General features: G+C 70.1%; 16 protein-coding genes and 1 pseudogene. 7 read left to right on the top strand and 10 right to left on the bottom strand.

The features are described from left to right. Positions 1-101: 101 nt before the first annotated feature. From AOK08_RS27800 to AOK08_RS27780, 5 genes are all read right to left on the bottom strand, one after another. Positions 102-1,889: an amylo-alpha-1,6-glucosidase gene (locus AOK08_RS27800; protein WP_055531079.1), complete on the bottom strand. Its 1,788-nt coding sequence runs from the start codon at positions 1,887-1,889 to the stop codon at positions 102-104. A gap of 108 nt (positions 1,890-1,997) precedes the next feature. Continuing rightward, positions 1,998-2,843 carry a carbohydrate ABC transporter permease gene (locus AOK08_RS27795; protein WP_198539413.1) on the bottom strand — a complete coding sequence of 282 codons (846 nt, stop codon included), beginning with the start codon at positions 2,841-2,843 and terminating at the stop codon, positions 1,998-2,000. Next, a complete protein-coding gene (locus tag AOK08_RS27790) occupies positions 2,840-3,826 on the bottom strand; it encodes a carbohydrate ABC transporter permease (protein WP_055531077.1) in 987 nt (328 codons plus the stop codon). Before AOK08_RS27790 ends, AOK08_RS27795 begins: the two co-directional genes overlap by 4 nt. A 19-nt stretch (positions 3,827-3,845) precedes the next feature. After that, positions 3,846-5,105: a sugar ABC transporter substrate-binding protein gene (locus tag AOK08_RS27785; RefSeq protein WP_055531076.1), complete on the bottom strand. Its 1,260-nt coding sequence runs from the start codon at positions 5,103-5,105 to the stop codon at positions 3,846-3,848. A 164-nt stretch (positions 5,106-5,269) separates the two neighbouring features. Then, positions 5,270-6,292, bottom strand: coding sequence for a LacI family DNA-binding transcriptional regulator (locus tag AOK08_RS27780; RefSeq protein WP_055531074.1), 1,023 nt, complete (start codon positions 6,290-6,292; stop codon positions 5,270-5,272). 765 nt (positions 6,293-7,057) lie between these two features. On the opposite strand from AOK08_RS27780, the gene AOK08_RS27775 reads away from it, so the two are divergent. The 5 genes from AOK08_RS27775 to AOK08_RS27755 all read left to right on the top strand — a co-directional run bounded on the left by AOK08_RS27775 (position 7,058) and on the right by AOK08_RS27755 (position 11,241). Then, entirely contained in the window at positions 7,058-7,834 is a 777-nt protein-coding gene (locus tag AOK08_RS27775; RefSeq protein ID WP_055531072.1) for an NPP1 family protein, read from the top strand. A gap of 125 nt (positions 7,835-7,959) precedes the next feature. After that, positions 7,960-8,301, top strand: coding sequence for a PadR family transcriptional regulator (locus tag AOK08_RS27770; RefSeq protein WP_055531070.1), 342 nt, complete (start codon positions 7,960-7,962; stop codon positions 8,299-8,301). Continuing rightward, on the top strand, positions 8,298-9,257 hold the full coding sequence (locus AOK08_RS27765) for a hypothetical protein (RefSeq protein ID WP_055531068.1): 960 nt from the start codon (positions 8,298-8,300) through the stop codon (positions 9,255-9,257). The genes AOK08_RS27770 and AOK08_RS27765 overlap by 4 nt, the downstream gene beginning before the upstream one ends. Positions 9,258-9,387: 130 nt before the next feature. After that, the gene (locus AOK08_RS27760; protein ID WP_055531066.1) at positions 9,388-10,308 is read left to right on the top strand and encodes a phosphatase PAP2 family protein; all 921 of its coding nucleotides are present in this window, start codon (positions 9,388-9,390) and stop codon (positions 10,306-10,308) included. Positions 10,309-10,383: 75 nt separating this feature from the next. Then, positions 10,384-11,241: an endonuclease/exonuclease/phosphatase family protein gene (locus AOK08_RS27755; protein WP_055531064.1), complete on the top strand. Its 858-nt coding sequence runs from the start codon at positions 10,384-10,386 to the stop codon at positions 11,239-11,241. Here AOK08_RS27755 and AOK08_RS27750 read toward each other — a convergent pair. After that, entirely contained in the window at positions 11,232-12,008 is a 777-nt protein-coding gene (locus AOK08_RS27750; RefSeq protein ID WP_055531061.1) for a polysaccharide deacetylase family protein, read from the bottom strand. The two genes, AOK08_RS27755 and AOK08_RS27750, sit on opposite strands and share 10 nt — an antisense overlap. 150 nt (positions 12,009-12,158) lie before the next feature. Between AOK08_RS27750 and AOK08_RS27745 the strand changes: the two genes are divergently transcribed. Beyond that, complete coding sequence (locus AOK08_RS27745) at positions 12,159-13,133, top strand: expansin EXLX1 family cellulose-binding protein (protein WP_055531093.1); 975 nt, start codon at positions 12,159-12,161, stop codon at positions 13,131-13,133. A 94-nt stretch (positions 13,134-13,227) separates the two neighbouring features. Here AOK08_RS27745 and AOK08_RS27740 read toward each other — a convergent pair whose 3' ends face one another. The 4 genes from AOK08_RS27740 to AOK08_RS27725 all read right to left on the bottom strand — a co-directional run bounded on the left by AOK08_RS27740 (position 13,228) and on the right by AOK08_RS27725 (position 18,070). Further along, positions 13,228-14,373: a glycoside hydrolase family 12 protein gene (locus AOK08_RS27740; RefSeq protein WP_055531059.1), complete on the bottom strand. Its 1,146-nt coding sequence runs from the start codon at positions 14,371-14,373 to the stop codon at positions 13,228-13,230. Between the two features lie 158 nt (positions 14,374-14,531). Further along, the gene (locus tag AOK08_RS27735) at positions 14,532-15,554 is read right to left on the bottom strand and encodes a LacI family DNA-binding transcriptional regulator (protein ID WP_055531057.1); all 1,023 of its coding nucleotides are present in this window, start codon (positions 15,552-15,554) and stop codon (positions 14,532-14,534) included. A gap of 150 nt (positions 15,555-15,704) precedes the next feature. Beyond that, positions 15,705-16,892: a DUF418 domain-containing protein gene (locus AOK08_RS27730; protein ID WP_055531055.1), complete on the bottom strand. Its 1,188-nt coding sequence runs from the start codon at positions 16,890-16,892 to the stop codon at positions 15,705-15,707. A 161-nt stretch (positions 16,893-17,053) separates the two neighbouring features. After that, on the bottom strand, positions 17,054-18,070 hold the full coding sequence (locus AOK08_RS27725; RefSeq protein WP_055531053.1) for a LacI family DNA-binding transcriptional regulator: 1,017 nt from the start codon (positions 18,068-18,070) through the stop codon (positions 17,054-17,056). A gap of 257 nt (positions 18,071-18,327) precedes the next feature. Between AOK08_RS27725 and AOK08_RS27720 the strand changes: the two are divergent. Next, positions 18,328-19,648: pseudogene (locus AOK08_RS27720) on the top strand (GH1 family beta-glucosidase); the annotation flags it as partial. Positions 19,649-19,812: the final 164 nt, after the last annotated feature.

Raw genomic sequence — 19,812 nt, 5'->3', positions numbered from 1 at the left:
CGATGGATGACATGTGCTTACGTCCCTTCAGGGGATAGGGCTGGTTGTCACTGCGCCGGCCCCCGTGCCGGACGTATCTGGGTGGGTCGGACCTTCGCTGGTCAGGCGACGGTGGTCTCAGTGGCCACTGCGGTGGCTGTGGCGGTGGTCTCGGTGCCGTCCGCGCGGAGCCGGTGGTCGTGGGCCAGCAGCAGGTAGCTGCTCGCGGTCCAGGTGTAGGCGCGGTCGCGCAGACCCTGGCCGGTCAGGGCGTCGAAGTTCTCGGCGAAGCCGGAGATCTCGCACAGGGCCCGGAAGCGGGCGCTGATCTCGTCCGCGAGGCGTACGTGCCCGGCGCGGCGCAGGCCGTCCTCTATGAGCACGGTGGCCGGGGCCCAGATAGGGCCGCGCCAGTAGCCGTCGGGCTCGTAGTGCGGGGAACCGGGGTGCTCGGTCGCCAGGCCGAACGCGGTGAGGTGGGCCTCGATCCGCTCGGCCAGCCGGTCACGGACCTCGGCGGGCAGCCGGTCGCCGAGCACGATCGGCATCAGGTCCAGCAGGCTCGCGCTCGGGGCGGCGACCCCGCCGTGCGCCGGGCGGCTCAGGAACCGCTCGCCGTCCCACAACTCCGCCAGCAGGGCCGCCTGGAGGGCGTCGGCGGTCTCGGCACGGCGCCGGGCGTCGTCCGGGAAGCCCAGCTCGCCGGCCAGCCGGGCCAGTTCGTCGAGCTGGAGGATCAGCGTCGCGGTCAGGTCCGCGGTGACGGCCACCCGGTCGGGGTCGAAACTGGTGGCGTTGTCCCAGCCGCTGTCGTTGCCGTGCTGGTAGTGGGGCAGGGCGGCATCGGGCGCGCGCCGCGCGGTGAGCCAGAAGTCCGTCCAGCGGGTCAGCCTGTCGTACGCCTCCGTCAGTCGCGCCGGGGTGAGCGGCTCGGCCAGCCGTCTGCGGAGGTGGCCGAAGGCCCAGCCGTGGATGGGCGGCTTGACGAAGTTGTAGAGGACCTCGGAGTGGGTGACGGAGTCGGGCAGCGCGCCACTGTCGTCCTGGTGGTCGAAGGGCAGGACGAACTGGTCCCAGGCGAGGCCGGGGGAGCCGGGGGCCAGGGCGAGGGCGTTGAAGCAGTGGTCCCAGCTCCACACCTTGTCCATCCAGTGCTTGGACATCAGCACAGCGGGCCGGGTGACCAGCCCCGCCGGCCGCACGGTCGCGGACCACACCACGTACACGGCGAGCGCGGCGGCCGGGGTGCCGGCCGAGCGCCACGGGGCGGCCGTGTGGAGGAACTCGGCGAAGGACCGCCGCGCGGACTCCACGACCGCGTCGAACGACGACGGCGAACCGTACGGCCGGCGCGCGCTGTCGAGTTCCTCGACCGCGACCTCCCACGAGCCGTCGGCCCCGCCGGTGACCGTGATACCGCGATCGCCCGCGCCCAGGGCCTGGGCACCGGACACACCGCCGACCGTGCCCGACAGGACGGTGACCCGGTAGCGGCGCCCGGTCTCGTAGGAAGTGAACACATGTGCGTCGTCCACCGGGTCGCGGTAGAAGTACGTGCCGCTGAACGGCGTCAGGGCGTATGCCGCCGCGCTGATACCGAACCCGAGACCGGTGCCGCGTACCCGCACGGTGTCCGGCGACTCGTAGGCGAGTTCGATACGCCCGCCGGCACCGGTCCAGCTCAGCAGACTCGGTGTCGCCTGGACGGCGGTCTCGGTCCGGTCGCCTGTCGCCGCGTCGAGCGGGACGAAGCGCAGGACGGCGTGCATGCCGTTCTGGTGCGAGACGAGGTGGAGATCCTCGGCGTACGTCTTCTCCGCCAGCACGGGAGAGATACCGAACCAGGATTCGTGCGTGCTGAAGGGAATGTCGTGAACGGAGAAGGCCGGGCCGGACGGTTCGGCGGTCATGGAGGCGGCACTCATTTCTTGAGCGGGGGGTGGCCGGCGGTCAGCCGGGCGGGGCGACGGTGCGCGCATGGCGACTCGTGGGGAGCGCGGCTCATGCGGGAGGCCGGGTCAGTCCTTGACGGCACCGGCGGTGACACCGGCGGCGACATAGCGCTGGGCGAGGACCAGGATCACCGTGGCGGGCAGTGACGCCACGACGGCGGTGGCCATGATGGCGTTCCACTCCTGGTTGTTGTTGCCGATGTAGTGATAGATGCCGAGCGTGATCGGCTCGTGCGAGCCGCCGTTGGCGAGAGTGCTGGCGAAGATGAAGTCGGACCAGGACCACAGGAACGCGAACAGCGACACCGTGACCACCGAGTTGCGGCTCATCGGCAGGACGATCGAGCAGAACGTGCGCAGGGGACTCGCCCCGTCCATCTGCGCGGCCTGGATCAGCTCGCCGGGAATGCCGGACATGAACGCGGTGAAGATCAGCACCGCGAAGGGGACGGCCAGCGTGGAGTCCGCGACGATCAGACCGGGGACCGACTGGAGCAGACCGAGGTTGAGATAGATGGCGTAGAAGCCCATCGCCATGATGATGCCGGGGACCATCTGCGCGACCAGGAGCAGGAAGCTGAGCACGCCCCCGCCGCGCGGACGGAGCTTCGCCAGCGCGTAGCCGGCGGGCGCGGCCAGCGCCACGGTCAGTACGACGGTGCCCAGACCGATGACGAGACTCGTGCCCAGGTAGGGCAACTGCTGGTCGAAGACGGCCCGGTAGCCCTCCAGGGTGGCGTGGGCGGGGAACAGGTCCGGCGGGGACTTGCGCATGTCCTTGTTCTGGGTGAAGGACACATTGAGCATCCAGTAGACCGGGAAGAGCATGACCCCGGTCAGGACGACACCGATGGCGGTCTTGATCCACGTACGGTTGCCGCGCCCCAGGCTGCCGGCGGCGATTGCGGTCATGAGGACGCCTGCTTTCGCTGGACCTTCAGATAGACCAGGCCGAAGACCAGGGCGGCGACGACGAGCAGGTTGCCGACGGCCGCTCCGGGGCCGAAGGCGGGCAGCAGATTGCCGAAGCCGAGCTGGTAGGACCAGGTGGCGAAGGTGGTGGACGAGTCCGCCGGACCGCCCTTGGTCATGATCCAGATGATGTCGAAGACCTTGAGCGTGTACACGAGCCCCAGCAGCAGCGTGATCGCGGACACCGGGCGCAGCAGCGGGAAGGTGATGCTCCAGAAGCGCCGCCAGGCGCCCGCCCCGTCGAGGGCGGCGGCCTCGTACAGGCTGGCCGGGATCGACTGGAGGCCGCTGTAGAGCACGACCAGGTTGAAGGGGACGCCGATCCAGACGTTCGCGATGATCACCGAGGTGAGCGACCAGGACGGCGAGGTCAGCCAGTGCACCGGCCCGATGCCCACGGCGTGCAGGGTGGCGTTGACGATGCCGGAGTCGCTGTTGAGCATCCACGACCAGGTCGAGGCCGACACGATCAGCGGCAGCAGCCACGGCACCAGGAACAGGGCGCGCAGGATGGCGGAGAGCCGGAAGTGCTGGTTGAAGAAGACCGCCAGGGCCAGGCCGATCGAGTACTGGAGGACCAGGCACACGGTGGTGAACACCGCGGTGTGCAGCAGTGCCGGGGCGAACGTCGGGTCGTCGAACACGGCCCGGTAGTTGGCCAGGCCCGTGAACGGCGCGTCACCTCGGACGAAGGAGCGGACGGTGTAGTTGTGCAGGCTCAGATCGAGGTTGCGGTACAGCGGGTATGCGTAGAAGAGGGCGAGATAGAGGGCGACCGGGGCGAGGAACGCCCAGGCGGTCCACTGATGGGAGGCGCGGCGGCGCCGGGTGGTGGCGCCGGCCGGGGCCGGGGCGGCTGTCGCCGCCCCGTTCCGGTCGGCAGTCCGGCGCTGGTCCGGCGGCTGCTGTGTCGTGTGCTTCATCGGCTGGCCGGGGTCCCGGTTACTTGACGGCGGACTGCGCCGAGCCGAGCGCGTCCTTGGGCGACGCCGACCCGCTCAGGGCGGACTGGACGGCCTTCCACAACTGCTCGGAGATCTTGGGGTACTTGGTGCCCAGGTTGTCACCGGTGCGTCCCCTGGCCGCCTTGACCGCCTCGACCCACGGCTTGAGCTTGGGGTTCGCCGCGGCCTGCTTGTCCTGGACCTCGGTGGTGGGTGCCACGTAGGACAGGGTGGTGTCGGTGTCGAGCAGGTTCTGGCTGTTGGTCAGGCAGGACACGAGCTTCTGCGTGGTGGCGTAGCGGGCGGTGTCGTCCTGGACGGGGATGGTGACGAACTCGCCGCCGGTCGGGGCCGCCGCGCTGCCGCCGTCGATGCCGGGCACGGGGATGACGCCGTAGTCGAGGCCGGCCTTGTCCGCGTTGCCGAGCTGCCAGGTGCCGTTCTCCGCGAACGCGTAGTCGCCGGTCGCGAACTCCGCCCAACTGGTCGTCTGGGTGTTGTTGATCACCGAGTTGGGGGCGTAGCCCTTGCCCAGCCAGTCCTTCCACAGCGACAGCGCGGAGACGGCCTTGTCGGAGTCGAGCGCGGTGAGCTGGGCTCCGGAGCCCCAGTACCAGGGCAGGAACTGGAAGCTGCCCTCCTCCGTGCCGATCGCGGAGAACGTGATGCCCTTCTTGCCGGCCGCCTTGACCTTGGCGAGCGCCGCCGTGAGCGACTTCCAGTCCTTGACCGAGGAGATGTCCACCCCGGCGGCCTTCAGGACCTTGTTGTTGTAGTAGAGGGCGAGGGTGTTGGCGCCGATCGGCGTGCCGTACGTCTTCCCGCCCGACTGGCCGGCCGACAGGAGGTTGGGGCTGACCTTCGAGACATCCAGCTTGGTGTCGTCGGTCGAGGTCAGCACCCCCGCCTCCGCGAGCGTCGACACCACCGGGTTGTCGATGATGAGGACGTCGGCGGAGTTGCCCTGCTGCGCGGCCAGCAGCGCCTTGTTCGTCAGGTCGCTGGTGTCGAACGCGGTCCGCTTGATCTTCACCCCGGCCTCGGTGCCACAGCCGTCCAGCAGCTTCGTCCAGGCCGAGCTCTTGTCGAACTGCGGGTACGGGTCCCAGATCGTGTACGTGCCGCCGTCCGAAGCCTTGGTGGAGGTGCCGCCGGAGCCGGAGCCGGAGCCGGAGGAGGAGCAGGCGGTGGCGCCCGTGGTGACGGCGACGACGGTCAGGGCGGCGGCGGTGAGACGCCTTCTGGCGGATCGGTTCATGGCGTGTTCCTCATGGTTTTTGGCACGGCTGTGCCCTGGGATCGGCACAGGTGTGCCGTGGGAGGGGTGATCGGGTGCTGCTGGGCTCACCGAGTTTGGGCGGTGAGTTTCTCGGCCTGCCGGTAGGGGGCGTTGGAGGTGACGGTGAGTGGGCGGGGCGAGGGTCAGGGAAGAGCGGGGGTACCGGCCGGCCCGGTGCTTGCCCGCAACGAGATCGGCGGCGCGAGCAGGTGATACCGGGCCGGTGTCCCGGGGTGGTCGAGCCGCTGGACGAGCAGGTCGACGGCGAGGCGGCCCATCTCCTCCGCGGGCACGTCCGCCGCGGTGAGCTGCGGGGTCACCGTCTCCGCCCATCTGCTGGCTACCACTCCGGTGACGGAGAAGTCGAGTGGCACATGGCGGCCGGCCTGGGCCAGCCCCCGGTAGAGGCCGCCGAGGGCGGCCTCGTTCAGGGTGACCAGCGCGGTGGTGGCCGGGTCGTCGCGCAGGATCCGCTCCAGACAGGCCAGGCCCGAGGCGGCGTCGTCCCCGCAGCAGTACGTCCGTACGGTGAGCCCGCGCTCGGCGGCTGCCTTGGTGAACCCGTCCAGCCCGCGCTGGGCCGACTCGTACCCGGCCCTCAGGAGCTGCTCGGGCCGGTTGACGAAGGCGACCCGGCGGTGCCCCAGGTCGGCGAGATGGTGCACACAGGCCGACGCCAGCGCCGTGTGGTCCAGGCCCACCCACCAACTGCCTTCCGGCTGGGCGGTACGGCCGATGGCGACCGAGGGGAAACCGACCTCGGTGAGATGGTCGATCCGGTCGTCCTGCAACCGGATCTCCATCAGGATCGCGCCGTCGACCCGCCGCTCACCCAGCAGCCGCTGGAACGAACGGTCGCTGTCCACCCCGCTCGGGGAGAGCAGCACGTCGTAGTCGTACGCCGCCGCGGCCTCCACCACGCTGCCGATGAAGTCGAGCTGCATACCGGTGTAGTGGTTCCCGGCCGGCGGGAAGACCAGACCGATGGTGTTGGTCCGGCCGTTGGCCAGGGCCCGCGCACTCGCGTTGGGCTGGTAGCCCAGCTCGTCGATAACCCGCTGGATCTTCTGACGGGTGTCCTCGGACACGGGCCGTTTGCCGCTCAGGGCATAGGACACGGTGCTCCGGGAAACACCGGCCCGCTGAGCGATCTCACCGATGTTCACGGTGCCTCCTCGCCAAGATCGTTCGAACCGGTTCGATGAATTCAGGGTGCTGAATCGGCCAGGTGCTGGTCGTCGAACCGGTTCGCGTGAAGTGAAGGTAGGAGCAACCGGGGTGAGTGTCAACGCCTTGCGCAGCATTTCTCGTAACGACCCGGAAACGTAGGCGCGAGTACCCGGGTGGCTGGCTTGCCTGGGCGTGCGCCCCTTCAGTGGTGGACCGGGCGGCGGATCCGCCGGCTGATCACGCCCGACCCGGCCGGGCGATCGGACCGTGCGCGGTCCCCGGAACTCGTGTCCGGGGGATTGCTGGCCGGTTTCCCTCGGTGCTAGCTTTCGTCGAACCGGTTCGACGAAGAATCGAAGGAAGGGAGAGGCCTGGGCGGCGGTCGCCGCGCGGTTGGACGACCGGGCTGACGGTGTCGTACGAGAGCCCGCGGTGTCGTACGACGGACACCGGACCGGTGACTCTCGGCCCGCCGGGTTGGTGGGATCGGGGCAGAGGTGGCCGAGACGGCAGAGGTGGTCGGTGCGCCGGCTGACTGACCGTCATGCCGGCCGCGTGTGAGCCGCCTTCGGCGAGACGCGCCGAGCACCGCTGTGCTGTTGTCCCGCCGGGCGCCGCGCTGTTCGCACTTGTCGATCCGTTGGGACAAGAGCCCCTGCGTGTTTGGCGGAAAGTCCTTCCAGTGATCGCTCGGCCTGCCAGTCTCCTCTCCGACTCGGATGTCATGTCCGGGACGAACGGATCGAAGACTGGAGCCCACCTTGCCCCGTGCCGTCAGCAGCGGACGGACTTTCCGCCCCGCCCGAGCCGCCGCCGTCGTCGGTAGCGCTGTCGCCCTGACCGTCGCCCTGCCCTTCAGCGCCTCCGCGGGTGTTCTGCGGAACCTCCCCGAGAACGCGACCACCTTCCAGAAGTACTTCGAGCCCCTGTACGACTACGACACGGACAGTTGCCACCCGGCCGCCGCCATCGACCCGGACGGCAACCTCAACGGCGGTCTCAAGCCGACCGGCCCGGTCACCGGCCAGTGCCGTGGCGACCACCTCGGCCGCGCCAACACCTACTCGCGGGCCAAGTGCGACAACGGCTGGTGCGGGATCGTCTACGCCAGTTACTTCGAGAAGGACGAGGCCTCGCCGGGCATCGGGCACCGGCACGACTGGGAGTGCGTCGTCGTCTGGGTCCGTCAGGGCGCCGACACGCCGTCCTACCTGTCGGCCTCCCGGCATGGCGGCTTCAGTACCCACCCGATCGCCGACGTCCCGATGAGCGGCCAACGCGTCGAGGTCGTCTACCACAAGGACGGTGCGAGCACCCACGCCTTCCGCTTCGCCAAGTGGGGCGAGACCGCCGAGAACGACACCGGCGCCTGGCATCAGGAGAACCTGCTCACCTGGGACAACCTCCCGTCCAAGCTGCGCGACACCCTGAACGCCTCCGACTGGGGCAACGCGAACTTCCCCTTGCAGGACTCCAAGTTCGCTGGCCACCTCGACCGGGCCAAGCCGAGCGGAATCACCTTCGACCCCTTCGCCTGACGGGGTGACCGGAGAGTGGATCGGGCCTGACCCGATGGGGCCGCCGATCCACTCCCCGGCCGGGGCCGCCCGGGACCCGCCGATAGCCAGCCGATATATTTCGCGGCACGATATATGCTCGACGCATGACAAGGCAGAACCCGTCCCTGACGGAACCGCAGTACTTCATCCTCGCCGCGCTCCTGGACGGACCGTTGCACGGTTACGGCATTATCAAGGCCGCCGAGCAGACCACCGACGGGCGGCTCCGGATCGCCGTGGGCACCCTCTACGGCGCCCTGGAGCGGCTGGAGCGGGCCGGTCTTGTGGCCCCCGGTGACGAGGAGATCGTCGACGGCCGGGCGCGCCGCTACTACCGGCTCACGGAGGACGGCACCGAGGCGCTCGGCCGGGAGGCGCTGCGGATGCAGCAGGCGGCGGCCGTCGTCATCGGGCGCTCACGGGATACCGGGGTGGCCCCCGCATGAACCGTCTGCTGCTCGCGGTCTACCCCGAGTCCTACCGTTCCCGGCAGGGAGAAGAGCTGCTGACCTGCCTGTCCGAGGCGTATCCCGGCCGCTCATGGCCCCCGCCCCGCGAGGTTCTCGCCCTGGTGCGTGCCGGAGTGCAGGCCCGCGCCCGTGCCGTCGTCGACGACACCGCCCGCCCGTGGTGGCTGGACGGCATCCACCTGACCGCCCTCGTCCTCGCCGCGCTGGCTCTGGTGCCGTATCTCCAGGATGTCTGGCACTGGGCGCTGCGCATCGATCCCGGCGGGAATGCCATCGCCTTCCACTTCTCGGGCTGGTACCCGTGGGCGCGAGGTCCCGGCACGGGGACACGGCTCCTGCCCTACGGGCTGCTTCCGCTGGTCTGCCTGATCGCCCTGCTGCGCGGCAGAACGTGGATCGCGCTGCCGGCCGCAGCGGCGATGATCTACGCCGGTGCCACCTTCAACGGCAATACGCTCTTCGGCGACGAGGGCAAGTCGGGCCTGGGTTACTACGGACTGGGCGCACCGATAACGGCACATGACCTGATGCTGTCCGGGGCGCTGTGCACCGCCTGCGCGGTACTGGCGGTCTGCCGTCCTGGCCGACTGCGGCGCCACTCGTACGGCTGGCTGGTCCCTGTCGTGCTCGCCATGTCCGTGGCCGGTGGCCTGCACGTCATCTCCGTCAGTCCGTCCTTCCAGCGCGGCCTGTTCGCCCTCGAAGTCGCCGCGCTGGTCGCCGCGTGGGTGGCGACGGCCGCCACCGGGGACTACCGGTGGCTGATCCCCGTAGCGACGTTCGCGTTCATCCGCACGCGGGCGATCGTCGGCCGGCCGGACGACTTCATGCAGTCCATGCCCGACCTGGTCGTCCTCCTTCTCCTCATCGCACCCCTCCCGGTCCTGGCGATCACCGCCCAGCACCGGCAGAACCGGGCCCTGTTCGACTAGGAGCGGATCCCGTACGAGCAGATCCCGACGGGCGGGCCGGGGCCTGCCCGCCGCCCGCTGCGTGCCGCAGACAGCACAGGGCCGAACTGCCGCCGACGCGCACGGATCCGGACCGACAGAGAGAAGAACGATGACCCAGCACGATCCCTCGACCCTGTCCACGCACCCGGACACCCCGGGCAACTCCCGGGAAGCCACGGTCGAACCCGGCCCCGCACCGACGACACGGCAACGGATCTCGGCTCCGCTGTACCTCCTGGGGTTCCTGGCGGTCTACCTGATCGCGGTCTGCAACCCGTTCGGGCAGCGGGCGGAGAATGCCCTGTTCAGCGAGAACGCCGGCGCCGAACCGGCATGGATCTACGACTGGTCGGGGGCGACCTACGGTTCGTCGGCAATGCCCCCGCTGGAACAGAGCGCCATGCCGACCCTGATCGTGGGAATGGCGGTCATCGTGGTCGTCACCCTGGTCCGGAAGTGCTGGTGGCACGGCTGCGCCGCGGCCGCGGTCGTCATGGTCACGGTCGCGGGCACGCAGGCGGGCAAGACGTATCTGCCCCGGCCCGACCTGGTCGGCGCCCGCGTCAGCCTTGTCGACCCGAGCTTCCCCAGCGGGCACGTGGGCATCGCCGCCGCGCTCTCCCTCGGCCTCGCCCTCGTCGCTTCCCCGCGCGTCCGCCCGTACGCGCTGGTGAGCGGCATGCTCTGGCTCGCCGTCACCGGTGGAGCCGTCCTGGCCACCTACCATCACCGGCCCAGCGATGTACTGGGCACCACCCTGCTGGCCTGCGCCTGTTACAGCCTCGCCGCCAGGTCGCTGCCACCGGCCGCCCACGCACCGGGCGACGTACGGCGCCCTCGGGCGCTGCCTGCCGTCGCCCTGGCACTGGCGGCGGTCGGCGCGCTCGTCGCCGGCGCGCGGGACGACTCCGTCACACAGTCGCTGGTCTACGCGGCAACGGCCTTCCTATGCGCGAGCCTGTTCTGGATCACCACGGCGGACGGACCTGTATACGCCCGTCGCGGGCAGCCTCGTCCTCTAGCCTCGTGAGGTGGACGGCAGCTGCGGGACGGCAGACATCGGATGCTGTGCGTACCGCACAGAGAAGGCGTCGAGGAGGCGATGATGCTCGGGAGGGGCACGCGGCTGCTCGCGGGTGCGCTGACCCTGGTCTGCATGGTGCTCGTCGGCCCCAGCGCCCCGAGCGACGCCCTCTTCGCGAGGTCACTGCCTGTCGGCGCCGTGCGGGACGTCGTACCGAACCGGGTCATGACCTGGAACATCTGCAACCCCTGCGGGGAGAGCAACGCCGACCGGGCGGCGGAGATCGCCAGGTACGCGCCCCAGGTCATCGGCCTGCAAGAAGCCTGCGAGCGTGACGTGGAGGAGATCCGGGAATACCTGACGGACCTTCACGGGCTCGTCTACCACGTCGAGTACGGGACGGTTCTGCGGAATTGGAACCGCTGTGGGGGAGTGCCGTGGAGCCCCGGAGCCTTCGGCCAGGCGATCCTCTCCGCGACGCCGATGACGGACCGGGTGAACGTGGAATATCCCGACGGCGGATCCGAGGACCGCGGGTACATGGCGGTCACCGCCACGCTGGGCGGACGGCCCGTCCGGGTCTTCAACACGCATCTCGCCCAACGACGTCAGGAATCGGTCAGGGCAGGACAGACCCGGGTGCTCGCGGCAGCCGTGGCCCGGTACGAGCGCGCGATCGTGCTCGGCGACTTCAACGCGGTGCCGGACGCCCCCGAACTCACCCGGATGTGGACGCTGGCGGCGGACACGGATCCCCGGTGCCGGCCCTCCTCCACCGCCGGATGCGAGCCGACCACCGACTGGCACAGCAAGTTCGACTACGTGTTCCTGCGGGGCATGGCTCCGCTCCGGCACCGGGTGCGACCCACCACGCACTCGGATCACCATCTCCTCGGCACCGACCTCGACCTGACCACCGCGTCAGGCGGTCACCTGTAGATCTTGCCGGGCTCGGCCTTTGACGGCGCGAGGAGCTGGGAGACCGTCACGAAGGTGTAGTTCTGCTTGCTCAGCGCCTTCAGGATGGCGGGCATGGCGGGCACGGTGCCCTTGTGGAGCGGGTGGAGCAGGATGATTCCATCGCGGTCGGCACCCGCGAGGACGCGCTTGGTGATCAGCGCCGAGTCGTCCGTCGCGTAGTCCTTCGCCGTCACCGTCCACAGGACCTGGGCCATGCCGAGCTCCTTGGAGACCTTGGAGACGCGGTCGTCGGTACGGCCCCCGGGCGGACGCATCAGCGTCGGCTTGCTGCCCGTGATGTCGGTGATGGCGCGTTCCGTGCGCTTCAGCTCGGCGCGGATCCGCGCATCCGAGATGTCGGTCAGTGCCGGGTGCGTCCAGGTGTGGTTCCCGATCTCATGGCCGTCCACGGCGATCCGCCGCACCACCTCCGGGAACTTGTGGATGCGCCGGCCCTCGAGGAAGAACGTCGACGGCGCCCTGTACTCCTTCAGGAGGTCCAGCAGCCGGACGGTGGGCTCGCCCGGGTTGCCGTCGAAGGTGAGCGCGATGCACTTCGCCTTCCGGCAGTCCACCTGCCCCGACGGTACGGCCGCTCCCGACGCGGCCCGGTCGCGTTCCTCGCGCGGGGAGAGCGTCTCCATTTTGTACGCCTGGATGATCAGGAGGACGGTCACCGTCACCGTCGCGAGCACGACCAGGGTCAGAAGTATGAAGAAGCGTGGCCGTCTCTTAAGAAAATTCACTCTCAAGGAGACGATTTTCAGCCGAAAGAGTTGCCCGATCGCCGGGATTGTGACGTGGCACACGTAAGGAAAATCGGCGGCAACCTTTTCGCCACCCGTGGCCACTGAGCAGTGCAGCAGCGACACGCTCTTCCGAACGGACGGATGGACATGCAGGAAACACGCCGGGCCGAGCGGCAGCGCAGGCGCAGACGCGGCCGGCTGGCGGGCACCGCCGCGGGGCTGGCCGTCACAGGTCTTCTTGTCTGCCTGGTCATGACGATGCACCCCGACGGCAAGAACGACGCCGGGCCGGCCCCCGCCACGGCCGTGGCCGACTCCCAGGAGACTCCCGCGCCGACGCCGCCGGGGAAGAATCCCGTCACGGCCTCCCCGTCGGCCGCCTCCGCGACCCCGTCCGCCCCCTCCGCGTCCCCAACGGCGAGCGCCACGGCCACGAAGGCTGCCGTGACCCCGGCGGCGGCACCGGCGTCGGCCTCTCCGCGCACGGTTCCCGCCACCTCGTCCCTGGCCGGACGGATCCGGCCCCAGCGCACCTATCAGGGGGTCGCCACCGTCTACCAGGCCGGGGACGGGAACGGCGCCTGCTCGTTCGGCCCGAGCGACGACATGATGATCGCGGCCATGAACACCACCGACTACCAGACATCCGCGGCCTGCGGGGCGTACGTGCTCGTCCGGGCGTCGAACGGCCATACGGTCACGGTGAAGATCACCAACGAGTGCCCCGCGCCCTGCGCGCCCGGCCAGCTCGACCTCAGTGAACAGGCCTTCGCCAAGCTCGCCCCCCTCCAGACCGGCCGTCTCTCGATCACCTGGAGCCTGGTGAGCCCCAGCTCGGTGGGCAGGATCTCGATCCGCTACAAGGAGGGCTCAAGCCAGTACTGGTGCGGCATCCAGGCCATCGGCCACCGCAACCCGCTCGCCCGCCTTGAGGTGCGTACCGGCGGTGGATGGCGTCAGTTGGTCCGTACCGGCTACAACTACTTCCTCTCTCCCGACGGCAGCGGGTGCGGCGGCGAGATCAGGATCACCGACATCTACGGCGAACGGCTGACCGTCAACGGGATCGCCGTGCGCCCCGATGTCGTACAGCCGACACAGCTCCAGTTCGCACAGCACTGAACCCGCCGCCGGCACCGGCCCCCTCCGGACCGGTCGTCGGCGATTCCGGAGGGGGCGCAACGGTGGAGCCGCCGCACTGCCTGGTGAGCTCAGGTCACGCGAGAGAGCAGGCAGTGCCGTTGAGGCTGAAGGCGGTGGGCTTGGCGAAGGTGCCGTTGTAGGTGCCCTGGAACCCGAAGGTCGCCTGACCGCCCGCCGCGACCTCTCCGTTGTGGGCCACGTTGCCCGCTGTCACCGCTCCGGACGACCCGGACAGGTTCGTGTTCCAGCCACTGGTGATCTGCTGCCCCGACGGGAGGGTGAACGCCAGCTTCCAGCCGCTGACGGGCGAGGAGCCGGTGTTGGTGATGGTCACGTCGGCGGTGAAGCCGCCCTGCCAGACGTTCGTCCCGTACGCCACCTTGCAGGCCTGGGAGCCTCCGGGGTCGCCCGGACCACCGGGGCCGCCCGGGTCGCCGGAAGTCTTGTTGACGGTGGAGGAGAACGAGGTCACCGCGAGGCCCGCGCCGTTCTGCCAGGGCTCGAAGCCCGCCTGGACACTCGTCAGGTACCAGTTGTTCTGCGCGATCCCCCGGGAGACGGCCTGCCGGGCGAAGTCCATGACGTCGAAGTTCCAGCCGGTCATGGTGGACAGCGCGACGAACGACAGCACGTCGTTCGTGCCGTTGCCGCCCGACCACACCTGCCACTGGCGCCCGCCCACGGTGGCGGTGCCCACCACGGAGCCAATGGGCTGGATGGGTCCGACCTTGTTGAACCAGAGCATGATCTCGGTCCGGTTCACACCGTCGGTACGTGGCGTGGGGTCGAGCCAGATGTCGTACGAGGCGTTGTACACCGCGTCGTTGACGTAGTTGTAGGAGATGCTCGACGGCGCGCTGGAGATGTTGCTGAGCCGCGCGGGAAGGCTGGTTCCGGGCGAGCAGTTGGTGTAGTGGCAGCCGTTGTAGATTGACGGGTACGACTTCGGCCCGCCGTTGGTGGGGACGGATCCGTCGGCCTGGGTGACCCTGAACCCCGAGTCGGTGGCGGTGATGCACTGGGTGGTGCTGGAGCCCCAGCGGTTGTTCTGGACCACGTAGCGGCCCTGGACGGTCGTCACGCCGAAGGGCTGGCAGATCGCGGCGTCGGCGTGCGCCCCTGACGCTGTCGTCAGGAGCGCGGCGAGGGAGACGAGCGAGGTGAGCAGCGCGCCGAGCAGGCCACGCGTGCTGCGGGCATGGTGCTGGGAAGGACGCATGCGGATCCTCTTCCGAGGGATGGGGGTAACGGAAGGACTCCCGCGGCTCTTTCGATGGGAGCGCTCCCAATGCTGGCTTCGGCTGGGACTGTAGGGATGCTTCAGGTCCCTGACAAGAGTGACGGCGCGAACCCGTTCACGGATTTGCCGGCGAGGCGTCAGGTGGACTCGCGTACCACCAGCTCCGTACGGAGGATGACATGACGCCAGGCCACGGCGCCCTCCTCCATCTCCTCCAGGAGCAGCCGGATCATGGCCCGCCCGATCTCCTCGATCGGCTGGCGCACGGTGGTCAGCCGTGGTTCGGTCCGCTGGGCCAGCGAGAAGTCGTCGAAGCCGATGACGGCGACGTCCTCGGGCACCCGGCGGCCGGCCGCGCGCAGAGCATCGAGGGCCCCGGCGGCCGTGGTGTCCGACGCGGCGAGGACGCCGTCGATGTCCGGGTACCGTTCGATGAGTTCGGCCATGGCGCGGCGTCCGCTCTCCGCCGTGAAGTCGCTCTCGGCGACACGCGCCGGCTCGCCCGCCAGGCCCGCCATCGCGAGGGCCTCCTCGTAGCCGCGCAGCCGGCACTGGGCGGCGTACAGGTCGAGCGGCCCGGTGATGGTCGCCATCACTCGGCGGCCCTGTCGCAGCAGGTGGGACACGGCGCTGCGGGCTCCGCCGATGTTGTCCGCGTCGACGTAACTGATGTATTCCTCGCCTGAGCGGCGCCCCAGCAGCACGGTCGGCAACCGGGCCTCGGCGAGCATGTCCGGCAGTGGATCACCGGCGTGCACGGACATCAGCAGGACCCCGTCGACCCGGCCGCCGCGCGCGTACTCGAGGAAGCGCTGCCGCTCGGTGTCCGAGCGGACCAGGGTCAGCAGGAGCTGGAGCCCGGTGTCGGTCAGCGCGTCCCCGAGCGAGCGGACGATCTCGGAGAAGAAGGGCTCGGCGAACAGCCGCCAGTCCGGCTCGGTCATGACCAGGGCGACGGCGTCGGCCCTGCGCCCGGCCAGGGAGCGGGCCGCGAGATTGGGCACGTAACCCAGTTCCTCGATGGCCTGCTGGACAGCCCGGCGCGTCGAATCCTTCACGCCCGCCGCGTTGTTGATGACGCGGGAGACCGTGCCCCGTCCCACCCGCGCGTGAGCGGCCACCTCCTCCAGCGTCGGTGTGTCCGGGCGTCGTCTGCCCATGACCGCCTCCCCGAGAGATCACCGATCTTACCGGCCGGAGGCAACCGGGCACACGACTTCACGAGCGGAGCGGGGCCCGTCCCGATGTATTGGGAGCGCTCCCGATCCGCCGACCGGACCGGCCAGGCCGCCGACCGACGTGGACCGCCCTCACTGGACACGCCGGGCGAGCCGGGTCGCCCGGCCGATCACCCATTCGAGCGGCCCCCGCTGGAAGAAGCGGGACCAGACGGTGGCGAGGACGGTGACGGACGCGATGAACCCGAGCAGGACGTACAGGGGCTGGGAGCCGATCCCTCCGATGCCCAGGAGCCAGATGGCGGCGATGTGGAAGACGTACGCGCTCAGGGACATCGAGCCGACCGCGATGACGGGCCCCGCCAGGCGGCGCAGACGGGGGAGGGCGTCAATGGCGGCCAGACACACGGCGAGCACCAGGATCGCCACGCCGGTGTTGCCCACGATGGACAGGGTCGCCTCGCTGTGGGGGGAGGCGTCCAGCAGCCCGGCGGGAGTGCCACTGAAGAAGCCGAAACCGTCGGGCGAAGAGGACGCCGACGACGACATGCCCGACCCGCCCTGGGCTTCCCGCAGGGCGTCGGCGGCACCGGGGACAAGACGCAGCGCCAGCCAGGAGCCGCCGTAGCCGGTGACGGCGAGGGCGACGCCGGTGAGGGCGAGGCGTATCCGGACAGCGATGGCGGCCAGGTCGAGGCGGGCGACCGCCATACCGGCGATGACGAACGGGACCCAGGTCAGCGCCGGATAGCCGCCGGTGAAGAGCAGCGAGCCGAGGCCGTCGGCATGCCCGACGGTGGGGAACGAGCGATCGCCCACCACCGGCCTCAGCACGTACAGCAGCGGCGGACCCGCCAGGGCCCATCCCACGGCGATCAGCGCCAGCGGTTTGGCGCCCAGCCGGTACAACGGCAGCACGAGCAGGAAGAACAGTCCGTAGAAGGCGAGAATCGGTACCACCGGGGTGCCGGTCATGGTCAGGGCGGTGCCGAGGGCCATCAGGATCACGGCCCGGATGATCACCTTGACGACGGCCTGGCGGCCGGCCAGTCCCGTCTTCGGCGTGCGGCGCCCGGTGATCAGGGCGACCGCCACACCGGCAAGGACCGCGAACAGGGCGGATGACCGGCCCTGCGCAAGCCCCATCAGGAAGCCGACGACACCGCCCTTGCTCGGGTCGGGGCCGACGTGGACCGCGTACATGCCGAACACGGCCAGGCCGCGGGCCAGATCCAGTCCGATCAGCCGGGCCGTCGAGGGGTGTTCGCCCTCACCCGCTCCGGTCGTCGATGGAGTGTCGGTGACTGTGTCATGTGTCATGCCCCCAGACTGGAAACGCGTGTGGCGAAGGGGCACCCGCCAGTGGGCCCCGCCACCCCCGCCGATCGGCGGCAACGGGCCCGCCCACCGGCCGGCATCGGAACATCAACCACGAGTAGCGCTCACGCACTTGGCCCTCACGCCCTCAGGACCTCACGCACTCATGACGATTCACGCACCACGAGTTCGGTCGGAAGAACGACATGGCGACGCGGCTCCTCGGGATCGCCGATCTCCTTGAGGAGAATGCCGGCGATCATGCTGCCGATCTCCTCGACGGGCTGACGCACGCTGGTGAGCGGCGGATTGGTGTGGCGGGCGAACATGGAGTCGTCGAATCCGACCACCGCCACGTCGTCGGGGACGCGGCGCTTCTGCCTGCGCAACTCGGCCAGTGCCCCCGCCGCCATGACGTCCGAGGCGACGAACACGGCGTCGAGGCCCGGGACTTGGCCGAGGAGCGTACGCATGGCTGTCTCGCCGCCCTCCTCGGTGAAGTCGGCCGGGACCACCAGCCGGTCGGTGACCTCGTGCCCCGCCCTCTCAAGGGCCTCCCGCCAGCCCTGGAGCCGACTGCGCGACACGTCCATGTCGAGGGGACCGGTGATCGTCGCGATGGTCCGCCTCCCCCGTGCGAGCAGGTGCCCGACGGCTGCCGCCGCTCCGCCCGCGTTGTCGGAGTGCACGTGGCTGAGCGACTCGGCGGGGGAGCGGCGTCCGGCGAGGACCGTGGGCAGGCCCATCTCCTCCAACAAGCCCGGCAGCGGGTCGTGTTCGTGCACCGAGACCAGGAGCACCCCGTCGACGCGCCGCTCCGCCACCGACTCGGTGAGCTGGTCCCGCTCGGCCTGGTCGCGTACGAGCACCAGTTGGAGCTGGGTCCGGGTCGTCGCCAGGGCGGTGCTGACCCCGCGGATGACCGCCGAGAAGTAGGGCTCGGAGCCCAGTCTGCTCGCCGACTCGGGGATCACCAGCGCCACGGAGTTCGTCCTGCTGGTCACCAGTCCCCGGGCGACCGAGTTCGGTACGTACTTCAGTTCGGCGATGGCGGCGAGCACGGCGGCCCTGGCCTGCTCGCTGACGAGTTCCGAGCCGTTGACGACCCGGGAGACCGTGGTGCGTCCGACGCCGGCGCGCGCGGCCACGGTCTTGATGGTCGGGCGCTGCCTGCCACCCATGACGCCTCCCTCGCTCGCGCGCTGCCCGACGGCTTCGACCCGCGCATTGTGCCAGACACCCACAGGGCGCCCGCAGCCCCGAACGGGGGGCCGTGAGCCCGCAGTTCACGACATGAGTCCGGCCTTCTTGACAGACGCCTTTCATGGCGGCGAGGCTTCGAACCTCGGGATGGGTACGTTCCCATCGTACGTTGGGAACGTACCCACCGGACAAATCATGCCAACGAGTGGACCGCAGTACAGATGGAAGGACCCACGTGACCACCATCGCCCGACATGTCGAGCCCGCCCCGGAGAACACCACCGCCGCCGGGTTTCCGCCGGGTTTCACCTGGGGCACGGCGACCGCCGCGTACCAGATCGAGGGCGCCGCCGCTCTGGACGGACGCACCCCCTCGATCTGGGACACCTACTCGCACACGCCCGGCAGGGTGCGCAACGGCGACACCGGAGACGTGGCCACCGACCACTACCACCGCTGGCGCGAGGACGTCGAGATCATGGCCGACCTCGGCGTGAGCGCCTACCGGTTCTCCCTGTCGTGGCCGCGTGTGCAGCCGACCGGCCGCGGCCCGGCCGCCGAGAAGGGGCTCGACTTCTACCGCGCCCTGACCGACGCGCTGCTGGAGAAGGGCATCGAGCCGGTCGTCACGCTCTACCACTGGGACCTGCCCCAGGAGTTGGAGGACGCGGGCGGCTGGCCGGAGCGCGCCACCGCCGACCGGTTCGCCGACTACGCGACCCTGGCTGCCCGTGCGCTGGGGGACCGGGTGAAGACCTGGATCACTCTCAACGAGCCCTGGTGCAGCGCCTTCCTCGGCTACGGCTCGGGCGTCCACGCGCCCGGGCGCACCGACCCCGTCGCGGCCCTTCGCGCGGCGCACCACCTCAACCTCGCCCACGGCAGGGCGATTCAGGCGCTGCGCGCCGAACTGCCCTCCCACGCACGGGCGTCCGTCACGCTCAACATCCACCACGTACGCGCGCTGACGGGGTCGGCGGCCGACCTCGACGCGGTCCGCCGGATCGACGCGCTGGCCAACCGCGTCTTCACCGGCCCCATGCTGGAGGGCGAGTACCCGCCGGACCTCCTCCAGGACACGGCCGGCCTCACCGACTGGTCCTTCGTCCAGGACGGCGACATCGACACGATCCACCAGCCGCTGGACTTCCTGGGCGTCAACTACTACGCGCCCACCCTCGTCTCCGCCGCCACCGACGACGCCGACCACGGCTCCGACGGCCACGGGGCGAGCGAACACACGCCTTGGCCGGGCGCCGACCAGGTCGCCTTCCACCGTCCGCCGGGCAGCACCACGGCGATGGGCTGGGCGGTCGACCCGAGCGGCCTGTACGACCTGCTGACGCGCCTCAAGTCCGACCACCCCGCGATGCCGTTGATGATCACCGAGAACGGGGCCGCGTTCGACGACTACGTCAACCCGGAGGGCGAGGTGGCCGACCCGGAACGCATCGCCTACCTGCACGGCCACCTGGCGGCGGTCCAGCGGGCGATCGAGGCCGGCGTCGACGTGCGGGGCTACTTCCTGTGGTCCCTGCTGGACAACTTCGAGTGGGNNACGCGGCGCGCACCGGCGTGCTGCCGGACGGTGCCGGTGACCGCGCGGACCGGGCGGAACGCGTATGACGAAGACGTGACATGAGGGCGCGGTCCCGGCGGAGCACTGAAGGAACACCCGAGCCGCAGGGGAGCGCGCCCCCCTTCAGCCGCCCCCCTCACC

This window comes from Streptomyces graminilatus (genome assembly GCF_001418565.1).
GTDB classification, from domain to species: Bacteria; Actinomycetota; Actinomycetes; order Streptomycetales; family Streptomycetaceae; genus Streptomyces; species Streptomyces graminilatus.
This window is presented reverse-complemented; position numbering and strand designations above follow the sequence as displayed.

Bases quoted from the DNA above. Each gene is read 5' to 3' on its own strand.
- AOK08_RS27790 (WP_055531077.1), bottom strand. From the start codon at position 3,826: ATGAAGCACACGACACAGCAGCCGCCGGACCAGCGCCGGACTGCCGAC.
- AOK08_RS27755 (WP_055531064.1), top strand. From the start codon at position 10,384: ATGCTCGGGAGGGGCACGCGGCTGCTCGCGGGTGCGCTGACCCTGGTC.
- AOK08_RS27765 (WP_055531068.1), top strand. From the start codon at position 8,298: ATGAACCGTCTGCTGCTCGCGGTCTACCCCGAGTCCTACCGTTCCCGG.
- AOK08_RS27740 (WP_055531059.1), bottom strand. From the start codon at position 14,373: ATGCGTCCTTCCCAGCACCATGCCCGCAGCACGCGTGGCCTGCTCGGC.
- AOK08_RS27725 (WP_055531053.1), bottom strand. From the start codon at position 18,070: ATGGGTGGCAGGCAGCGCCCGACCATCAAGACCGTGGCCGCGCGCGCC.
- AOK08_RS27745 (WP_055531093.1), top strand. From the start codon at position 12,159: ATGCAGGAAACACGCCGGGCCGAGCGGCAGCGCAGGCGCAGACGCGGC.
- AOK08_RS27785 (WP_055531076.1), bottom strand. From the start codon at position 5,105: ATGAACCGATCCGCCAGAAGGCGTCTCACCGCCGCCGCCCTGACCGTC.
- AOK08_RS27730 (WP_055531055.1), bottom strand. From the start codon at position 16,892: ATGACACATGACACAGTCACCGACACTCCATCGACGACCGGAGCGGGT.
- AOK08_RS27770 (WP_055531070.1), top strand. From the start codon at position 7,960: ATGACAAGGCAGAACCCGTCCCTGACGGAACCGCAGTACTTCATCCTC.
- AOK08_RS27760 (WP_055531066.1), top strand. From the start codon at position 9,388: ATGACCCAGCACGATCCCTCGACCCTGTCCACGCACCCGGACACCCCG.
- AOK08_RS27795 (WP_198539413.1), bottom strand. From the start codon at position 2,843: ATGACCGCAATCGCCGCCGGCAGCCTGGGGCGCGGCAACCGTACGTGG.
- AOK08_RS27800 (WP_055531079.1), bottom strand. From the start codon at position 1,889: ATGACCGCCGAACCGTCCGGCCCGGCCTTCTCCGTTCACGACATTCCC.
- AOK08_RS27735 (WP_055531057.1), bottom strand. From the start codon at position 15,554: ATGGGCAGACGACGCCCGGACACACCGACGCTGGAGGAGGTGGCCGCT.